The following is a 7,187-nucleotide window of genomic DNA, read 5'->3' on the forward strand; positions in this document are numbered from 1 at the left end:
GTGCAACCCGGGGCCGTACATTGTCTTCTTCGAATGGGACAAGTCGGACATCACGCCTGACGCCGCCACCATTCTGGACAACGCGGTTTCGGCCTACACCAGCTGCGGCAGCGCCCAGGTCATGCTGGCCGGTCACGCTGACCGTTCGGGTTCGGCCTCGTACAACGTCGGCCTGTCCCAGCGCCGCGCTGACGCGGTCAAGGCCTATCTGGCTTCGAAGGGCATCCCCGACGGCGTCATGACCACCCAGGCCTTCGGTGAATCGAAGCCCCGCGTGGAAACCGCCGACGGCGTTCGCGAAGTGCAGAACCGCCGCGTGGAAATCAGCTACGGCCCCGGCGCGGGCATGTAAGCCGATCGTTCCTCCTTCGGGATGGACGACAGATGAGGGGCTGGTCGCAAGACCGGCCCCTTTTTCTTTGGATGCGATACATTGTCTTTGGCGGATAGACGGGCAGGCGGTTTCCTGAGCGGGGCATCGCGGCGCAGGGCGCGGACGGCGCCAGCGGCGTGACCGGTGGCGCGAAAGGCGCCGACGGGGCTGTCGGCTGGACGCGCGCGGGCGGCGGCGAGATGCGGGGCGATGCCGATTGCCGCCATTCCTGCCCGGTCATGCATATCCCGGCAAGCAGGAGCGTGAGGCGTCTCGCGCCTGATCTCCCCCGGCGCCGCGCGACGGTTAGGGGCCGGGCAGCGGGCTCGTGACAAATCGATGCGGATCGGCAACAAAAGCGCTTTCCCGGCGTTTGTGCCAAGTCCCGATCCTTGCTGGAGCCGCCTTCATGAAGATTTCGCACGTCCTCGCCGCTGCCCTGCCGATCATGGCCGGCGCGTCCGCCTGCGCCACGGCGATGGAGACCAAGGCCGCGCCCACCGCCACGGCGAAGCTGGCAGCGGGGGACGGCACCGCACGGGGGACCGCTACCGTGACGCAAGCGGCCGACGGCCTGCATGTCGTGGTCCGCGCGACGGGACTGACGCCCGGCATTCACGCTGTCCATATCCACGCGATCGGCAAGTGCACCGGCCCGGACTTCACCAGCGCAGGCGGGCACTGGAACCCGACCGCGCGCCAGCACGGCAAGGATAATCCCGCCGGCATGCATATGGGCGACATGCCCAACATGACGGTTGGCCCGGACGGCAGCGGCGCGATCGAATATCATGTCCCGAACGGATCGATCAGCGGCGGGGCGATGCCCCTGCTGGACGCGGATGGCGCGGCGATCGTGGTCCATGCGAAGCCGGACGACAATGTGACCGACCCCACCGGCAATGCGGGCGGGCGAGTGGCCTGCGGCGTGCTGACTGCGAAGTGAAGGACGGGGGAGGCCGCGGGCCGGCCATGGTCGCCCGGCTGTTCTGACGCGCCCCGTCGAGCCGCGTGGTCTGGAATCACCGGGCAGCGTCAGTCCAGTGACTGCACTAGCGTTTGGGCGTCAGGCTGCGGCCGTGGCAGGATAGTGGCTGACCGCTTCGTAGAGCGCGCCGGCGTTGCCGAGATGGCTTTGATAAAGGGTGAAGCCGTCCACGCGGAAGGGCGCGCCGACAAATCCCGCATGGCGCGCGAGGAAGGGATCGACAAAGCCGCCGGTGCGGCCGAAACGGGCCAGCGTGACATGGGGCAGGTAAGCCCGTCCTTCCGGCGGCAGGCCCATGGCGACGCAGGCGCGATCGACCTTCCGATGCAGCCGTTCCAGCGGATCGCGCGGCTGGACCCCGGCCCATAGCGTATCGACCACGCCCTTGCGATCGAACCGTCCGACGCCATCGAAGCGGATGTCGAAGGGCGTGAAGCGGATCGCGGACAGCGCGTCGGCGATGTCGTTTGCGCGATGCCGGTCGACTTCGCCGATGAAGCGCAGGGTGATGTGCAGTTGTTCGTCATCCTGCCACCGTGCGGCCTCCACCCCGCCTTGCAGGGTGATGAGCGCGGCGCGCTGGTCGGCGGGCGGTCGGATGGCGACGAACAGGCGGTGCATCGCGCCCTTATAGGATGGCCGATCCGGGTTCGCCATGCCGCTGAGCGGCGGAAGGGCAGCCGCCCGTGCGGGCTTGCTCAGAGCGCCGCGTCCTCGTCCTGACATGACCCGATTGTAACAAAGCGGCAATACGGCTTGGGCTTGAAGTCGGCGGCGGATGGGACGATAATAGGAACACCGGCGCGAGTTGCCGGCAAAGGAGAAGATTTTCATGGCCAACTGGTCCGATCCCCGTCCCGGCACGGAAGCCCGCATCCCGGGCTTTGGCGGCGCGACCGCGGCGCGTGGCGAGGCGTTCGACGCCGGGCTGCGCCGTTACATGCTGTCGGTTTACAATTATATGGCGAGCGGCGTGCTGCTGACGGGCATCGTCGCGCTGCTGTTCGCTTCGAGCGGCATGGCCTATCAGGTGCTGGCCGGTCCCGGCATCCTGAAATATGTCATCATGTTCGCGCCGCTGGTGTTCGTCATGGTGCTGAGCTTTGGCATCAACCGCCTGTCGACCTTTGCGGCGCAAGCGCTGTTCTGGGCCTATGCGGCGGTGATGGGCCTGTCGCTCTCGTCCATCTTCCTGGTCTATACCGGCACGTCGATCGCGCAGACCTTCTTCGCGACTGCCGCCGCCTTCGCGGGCCTCAGCCTCTGGGGCTACACGACGAAGAAGGATCTGTCGGGCTTCGGCACCTTCCTCATCATGGGCGTGGTCGGCCTGCTGGTCGCGAGCCTCATCAACATCTTCCTGAAGTCCAGCGCGATGAACCTGGTCATCAGCGGCGTTGGCGTGCTGCTGTTCGCGGGTCTCACGGCCTATGACACGCAGAAGATCAAGAACATCTATTCCTATGTCGCGGGTACGGACATGATGGGCAAGTCGGTGGTGATGGGGGCGCTGAACCTCTATCTCGACTTCATCAACATGTTCCTGTTCCTGCTGCGGCTGTTCGGCGATCGCCGCTGACCGCCGCGAAGGTTCCAAAGCAAAAGGCCCGGTGGAGCGATCCGCCGGGCCTTTTGCTTTTTGCAGGGCGCGGGCGGATCAGCCCTGTTGCTGCATGGCGGCGATCAACGCGCCGTCTATCTCCTTCTGCCGCTTGTAGGCGGGCCGTTCGCGCAGACGGGCGGCATAGGCCTCCAGCACGGGGGAGGAAGGGATGGACTTGAAGGACAGGCCCCAATCGACCTGCGCGCCGACATAGACGTCGGCGGCGGTGAATTGGTCGCCGCAGATCCAGGCGTCGCCGCCAACCGCGATTTCAAGCGTGGCGACGGTTTCTTCGTAGCTGCCATAGCCGGCCATCCGTTCCCGCCCTTCGGGCACCACGAAACCGAGCGCGCGGTTGGTGACGGCAGACTCGACCGGGCCGGCGGCGAAGAACAGCCAGCGATAATAAGCGTGGCGATCGGCCAGGGGCGGGGCGAGGCCGGCGGCCGGGAAGGTGTCGGCCAGATAGGCGCAGATGGCGGCGCATTCGGTGACCACGCGTCCGTCATGGACGATCGAGGGCACTTTCCCCATCGGATTGATCGCGCGATAGTCGGCCGATTTCATGCTGCCGTCCGCATAATCGAGGACGACCGTTTCATAGGGTTCGCCCACTTCCTCCAGCATCCAGCGGACGATCTGCCCGCGCGACATGGGGTTGGTGTAGAAGGTGAGATGATGGGGCATGGCGTTATCCTCGCTCATGAAAAGCCGATCATGGCAAAGGCGGAAGCGCCACGCCACCGGAATTTCCTGCTGGCCCACAGTAGATTTTCAATCCTGAATATAGATCAATAAAATATCCATTTGTAAAAATACAGTCTTACTTCTGTAAAGTAACTGCGATCACCTTGTTTGACATAAGTATAATATAAATTTAAGTGGACATTGATATATAGATGATAGAAAGGGCCGCCTGGGTAGCCAAGACGAACCATTTTTAATCATGGTCTTAATTTCGTCATATAATGTGCAACCGCAGGAGTTTTTATGAAATCTATTCTTGCCGGCGCTGCTTTGGCCGCCGCTCTCTCGACATCCGCCATCGCCCAGCCTTCCGACACGGCCGGTCTCTCGCGCGAAGTGCATTTCGGCGGTCTCGACCTGTCGCACCAGCAGGGTCTTGCCACGCTGAACGCCCGTATCGCGCGCGCGGCGCGCGAGGTTTGCGGCGGCCAGAGCCATGGCGACCTGCGCCAGATGCAGGCGCAGCGTAACTGCTATCGCACTGCGCTCGAATCCACCCGGCCGCAAGTCGAACTGGCCGTGGCGAAGGCGCGGACCGGCCAGCGCTACGCCGGCGATCCGGCCGTCATCGCAATTGCGCCGGCCAGCCCCAAGGGCTTTTGAGGCCGCTTTTCATCCGCAGGGATGAAGGAAAAACGGAGGGGGCGGCGCAGGGCCGCCCCCTTTTCGTTGGGGGCAGACGCCGCTTGCCGCTCGACAGGGATGGCGCCGCTCGTCATGGATGGACGGACAGCGGGAGCCTTCATCGACATGACTACAGCCACAGATCAGCCGCATCATGCCGTCCATTATGTGAACCGGGTGGGGTGGCTGCGCGCGGCGGTGCTGGGCGCGAATGACGGGATCGTGTCGACGGCCAGCCTGATGACGGGCATCGCGGCGTCGGGCGCGGGCGGGCAGTCGGTGCTGCTGTCCGGTATCGCCGCGCTGGTCGCGGGGGCGATGTCGATGGCGGCGGGCGAATATGTGTCGGTGAGCGCGCAGGCGGACACGGAGCGCGCGGACCTGGCCAAGGAGAAGAAGGCGCTGGTGACGCAGCCCGACGCCGAATGGGCGGAATTGCGCGACATCTATGTCGAGCGGGGACTGATGCCGGACCTGGCGGGAGAGGTGGCGCGGCAGTTGATGGCGGCGGACGCGCTGGGCGCGCATGCGCGCGACGAGCTGGGCATATCGGAGATCGCGACGGCGCGGCCGGTGCAGGCGGCGATGGCGTCGGCCGCCAGCTTTGCCGCCGGGGCAGCGCCGCCGGTGCTGGCGGCGGCGATCCTGCCCGGACAGGGCGCAGTGGCGGGCATCGTCGGCCTCAGCCTGCTCTGCCTTGTCCTGCTGGGCCATATCGGGGCGCGGCTGGGCGGGGCGAGGCCGGCACGGTCGATCGCACGCACGCTGTTCTGGGGCGCGCTGGCGATGGCGGTGACGGCGGGCGCGGGGCATCTGTTCGGCGCGGCGATTTGATGCCAAGGTCCGCCTATCCCGATTCCCAGGAGATTGCGCCGTGGCCGAAATTCAGCAGATACATCTCAAGACGATCAAGGGGGCGGACGCCACCCTGGGCGATTATGCCGGCAAGGTGGTGCTGGTCGTCAATGTCGCATCCAAATGCGGGCTGACGCCGCAATATGAGGGGCTGGAGAAGCTCTATGCCGGCTATCGCGACAAAGGGTTGGTGGTCGCAGGCTTTCCCGCCAATGATTTCGGCGCGCAGGAGCCGGGCAGCAACGAGGAGATCGCGACCTTCTGTACCACCAATTTCGGCGTCGATTTCCCGATGTTCGAGAAAATCGTCGTGACCGGGCCGGACAAGCATCCGCTCTATGCCGCGCTGACCAGCGCGAAGCCCGATGCACAGGGCGAGGGCGCAGCGTTTCGCGAGAAGCTGGCCGGATATGGGATCACCCCCAATCCCGAGCCGGAGGTGCTGTGGAATTTCGAGAAATTCCTGATCGGCAAGGATGGAACGGTGGCGGCGCGCTTCGCCCCCACGACCGCGCCCGACGATCCGGCGCTGGTGGCGGCGATCGAGGCGGAACTGGCGAAATGATCGCAAGGGTGATGGTCGTGGGCGCGCTGCTGATGGGCGGCGCGCCGATGGCCCATGCGGCATTGAGCCCGGCGGAGCGCAAGATCGAGGCGACGGTCGAGGCAGGATATGAGCCGTCGGTCGGGCTGCTGGAGCGGCTGGTCAACCAGAATAGCGGATCGATGAACCTGCCGGGCGTCCGCGCGGTGGCGGACATGCTGCGCCCCGAGTTCGAGGCGCTGGGCTTTGCGGTGACCTGGAAGCCCATGGATGCCGCCAAGCGCGCCGGCCACCTGATCGCCGTGCACAAGGGCAGGGCGGGCACGACGAAGATGCTGCTGATCGGGCACCTGGACACGGTGTTCGAGCCGGATTCGCCGTTCCAGACCTTCGTGCGGGAAAGCGGCGCTTCTGGTGGAGATTGGGCGCGGGGACCGGGTGTTTCCGACGACAAGGGCGGCGTGGTGACGATGCTGCTGGCGCTCAAGGCCATGCAGGCGGCCGGGACGCTGAAAGCCGCCAATATCGAGGTGGTGCTGACCGGCGACGAGGAGGATGCGGGCGATCCCGTTACGATCGCGCGCGCGGACCTGATCCAGGCGGGCAAGCGGGCCGACGTGGCGCTGGATTTCGAGGGGCTGGCCCAGGAGGGCGGCAAGGATATGGGGTCGATCGCGCGGCGATCCTCCAACAGCTGGACGGTCACGGCGACCGGCAAGTCGGGCCATAGTTCCGGCATCTTTTCAGCGAGCGCGGGCGACGGCGCGATTTACGAGCTGGCGCGGATCGTGACGAGGTTCCGCAAGGAATTGCCCGAGCCGAACCTGACCTTCAATGTCGGATTGATCGGCGGGGGGCAGAGCGCGGACATCGACAAGGACGGCGTGCGCATCGCGGTGACGGGCAAGACCAACATCATCCCGCCCGTCGCGGTCGCCAAGGGCGATTTTCGCACGCTGAGCGAGGCGCAGACGCAGCGGGTCCAAGCGAAGATGCAGGCCATCGTGGAGCAGGGCCACCTGCCCGGAACGGGCGCGACCATCGCGTTCGACATGGGCTATCCGTCGATGCCGCCGACGCCGGGCAACCGCGCGCTGCTGGCCAAGCTGAACGGCGTCAACCGCGACCTGGGGCTGGAGGAGATGGCAGCGCTCGATCCGCTGAAGCGCGGGGCGGGCGACATCGCTTTCGTCGCGGCGGATACGGACGGTCTGGTCGGGCTTGGCCTCGCGTCGAGCGGCGATCACAGCCCGGCGGAGAAGGCCGACCTGTCCACGATGAAGCGACAGGCCAAGCGCGCCGCGATCCTGATGAGTCGGCTGGCGGGGGAGAAGGGGCGCAAATAGGCACCCGTTCCGGTTGAGCGGGAGGGCTGGACGCGCATCCGCTTCTCGACTTCGCTCGAAGCGAACGGCTAGGGTGGGTTCATGCTCCCGCTCCCTCATCCGCCTTC

9 protein-coding genes are annotated in these 7,187 nt (G+C 65.8%); 7 read left to right on the top strand and 2 right to left on the bottom strand.

What is annotated here, in order from left to right; all coding sequences use genetic code 11:
• On the top strand, window positions 1-352 hold a 352-nt coding region (locus tag AX724_RS19405), incomplete at its 5' end, for an OmpA family protein (protein WP_156448170.1).
• A gap of 430 nt (window positions 353-782) precedes the next feature.
• Window positions 783-1,319, top strand: a complete 537-nt coding sequence (locus AX724_RS19415) for a superoxide dismutase family protein (RefSeq protein ID WP_066769856.1) — start codon at window positions 783-785, stop codon at window positions 1,317-1,319.
• A gap of 120 nt (window positions 1,320-1,439) precedes the next feature.
• On the opposite strand, the gene thpR is transcribed toward AX724_RS19415, so the two are convergent.
• Window positions 1,440-1,982, bottom strand: coding sequence for an RNA 2',3'-cyclic phosphodiesterase (gene thpR / locus AX724_RS19420; protein WP_066769877.1), 543 nt, complete (start codon window positions 1,980-1,982; stop codon window positions 1,440-1,442).
• A 211-nt stretch (window positions 1,983-2,193) separates the two neighbouring features.
• Here thpR and AX724_RS19425 point away from each other — a divergent pair, with 211 nt between their 5' ends.
• Complete coding sequence (locus AX724_RS19425; protein WP_066769858.1) at window positions 2,194-2,940, top strand: Bax inhibitor-1/YccA family protein; 747 nt, start codon at window positions 2,194-2,196, stop codon at window positions 2,938-2,940.
• Between the two features lie 78 nt (window positions 2,941-3,018).
• Here the strand turns inward: AX724_RS19425 and AX724_RS19430 are convergent, their stop codons facing one another.
• Window positions 3,019-3,651: a glutathione S-transferase family protein gene (locus AX724_RS19430; RefSeq protein ID WP_066769886.1), complete on the bottom strand. Its 633-nt coding sequence runs from the start codon at window positions 3,649-3,651 to the stop codon at window positions 3,019-3,021.
• Window positions 3,652-3,954: 303 nt separating this feature from the next.
• On the opposite strand from AX724_RS19430, the gene AX724_RS19435 reads away from it, so the two are divergent.
• From AX724_RS19435 to AX724_RS19450, 4 genes are all read left to right on the top strand, one after another.
• Complete coding sequence (locus AX724_RS19435; RefSeq protein ID WP_066769868.1) at window positions 3,955-4,314, top strand: UrcA family protein; 360 nt, start codon at window positions 3,955-3,957, stop codon at window positions 4,312-4,314.
• 147 nt (window positions 4,315-4,461) lie between these two features.
• Window positions 4,462-5,169 carry a VIT1/CCC1 transporter family protein gene (locus tag AX724_RS19440; protein ID WP_066769888.1) on the top strand — a complete coding sequence of 236 codons (708 nt, stop codon included), beginning with the start codon at window positions 4,462-4,464 and terminating at the stop codon, window positions 5,167-5,169.
• Window positions 5,170-5,209: 40 nt separating this feature from the next.
• Window positions 5,210-5,755 carry a glutathione peroxidase gene (locus tag AX724_RS19445; protein WP_066769871.1) on the top strand — a complete coding sequence of 182 codons (546 nt, stop codon included), beginning with the start codon at window positions 5,210-5,212 and terminating at the stop codon, window positions 5,753-5,755.
• Window positions 5,752-7,080 carry a M20/M25/M40 family metallo-hydrolase gene (locus AX724_RS19450; RefSeq protein ID WP_066769874.1) on the top strand — a complete coding sequence of 443 codons (1,329 nt, stop codon included), beginning with the start codon at window positions 5,752-5,754 and terminating at the stop codon, window positions 7,078-7,080. The genes AX724_RS19445 and AX724_RS19450 overlap by 4 nt, the downstream gene beginning before the upstream one ends.
• The last annotated feature ends 107 nt before the right edge of the window (window positions 7,081-7,187 follow it).

Origin of the sequence: Sphingobium sp. CCH11-B1 (genome assembly GCF_001556865.1) — a bacterium.
Lineage (GTDB): Bacteria > Pseudomonadota > Alphaproteobacteria > Sphingomonadales > Sphingomonadaceae > Sphingobium.

Coding starts and splice junctions, on each gene's coding strand:
- AX724_RS19415 (WP_066769856.1), top strand. CDS start 783: ATGAAGATTTCGCACGTCCTCGCCGCTGCCCTGCCGATCATGGCCGGC.
- thpR (WP_066769877.1), bottom strand. CDS start 1,982: ATGCACCGCCTGTTCGTCGCCATCCGACCGCCCGCCGACCAGCGCGCC.
- AX724_RS19425 (WP_066769858.1), top strand. CDS start 2,194: ATGGCCAACTGGTCCGATCCCCGTCCCGGCACGGAAGCCCGCATCCCG.
- AX724_RS19430 (WP_066769886.1), bottom strand. CDS start 3,651: ATGCCCCATCATCTCACCTTCTACACCAACCCCATGTCGCGCGGGCAG.
- AX724_RS19435 (WP_066769868.1), top strand. CDS start 3,955: ATGAAATCTATTCTTGCCGGCGCTGCTTTGGCCGCCGCTCTCTCGACA.
- AX724_RS19440 (WP_066769888.1), top strand. CDS start 4,462: ATGACTACAGCCACAGATCAGCCGCATCATGCCGTCCATTATGTGAAC.
- AX724_RS19450 (WP_066769874.1), top strand. CDS start 5,752: ATGATCGCAAGGGTGATGGTCGTGGGCGCGCTGCTGATGGGCGGCGCG.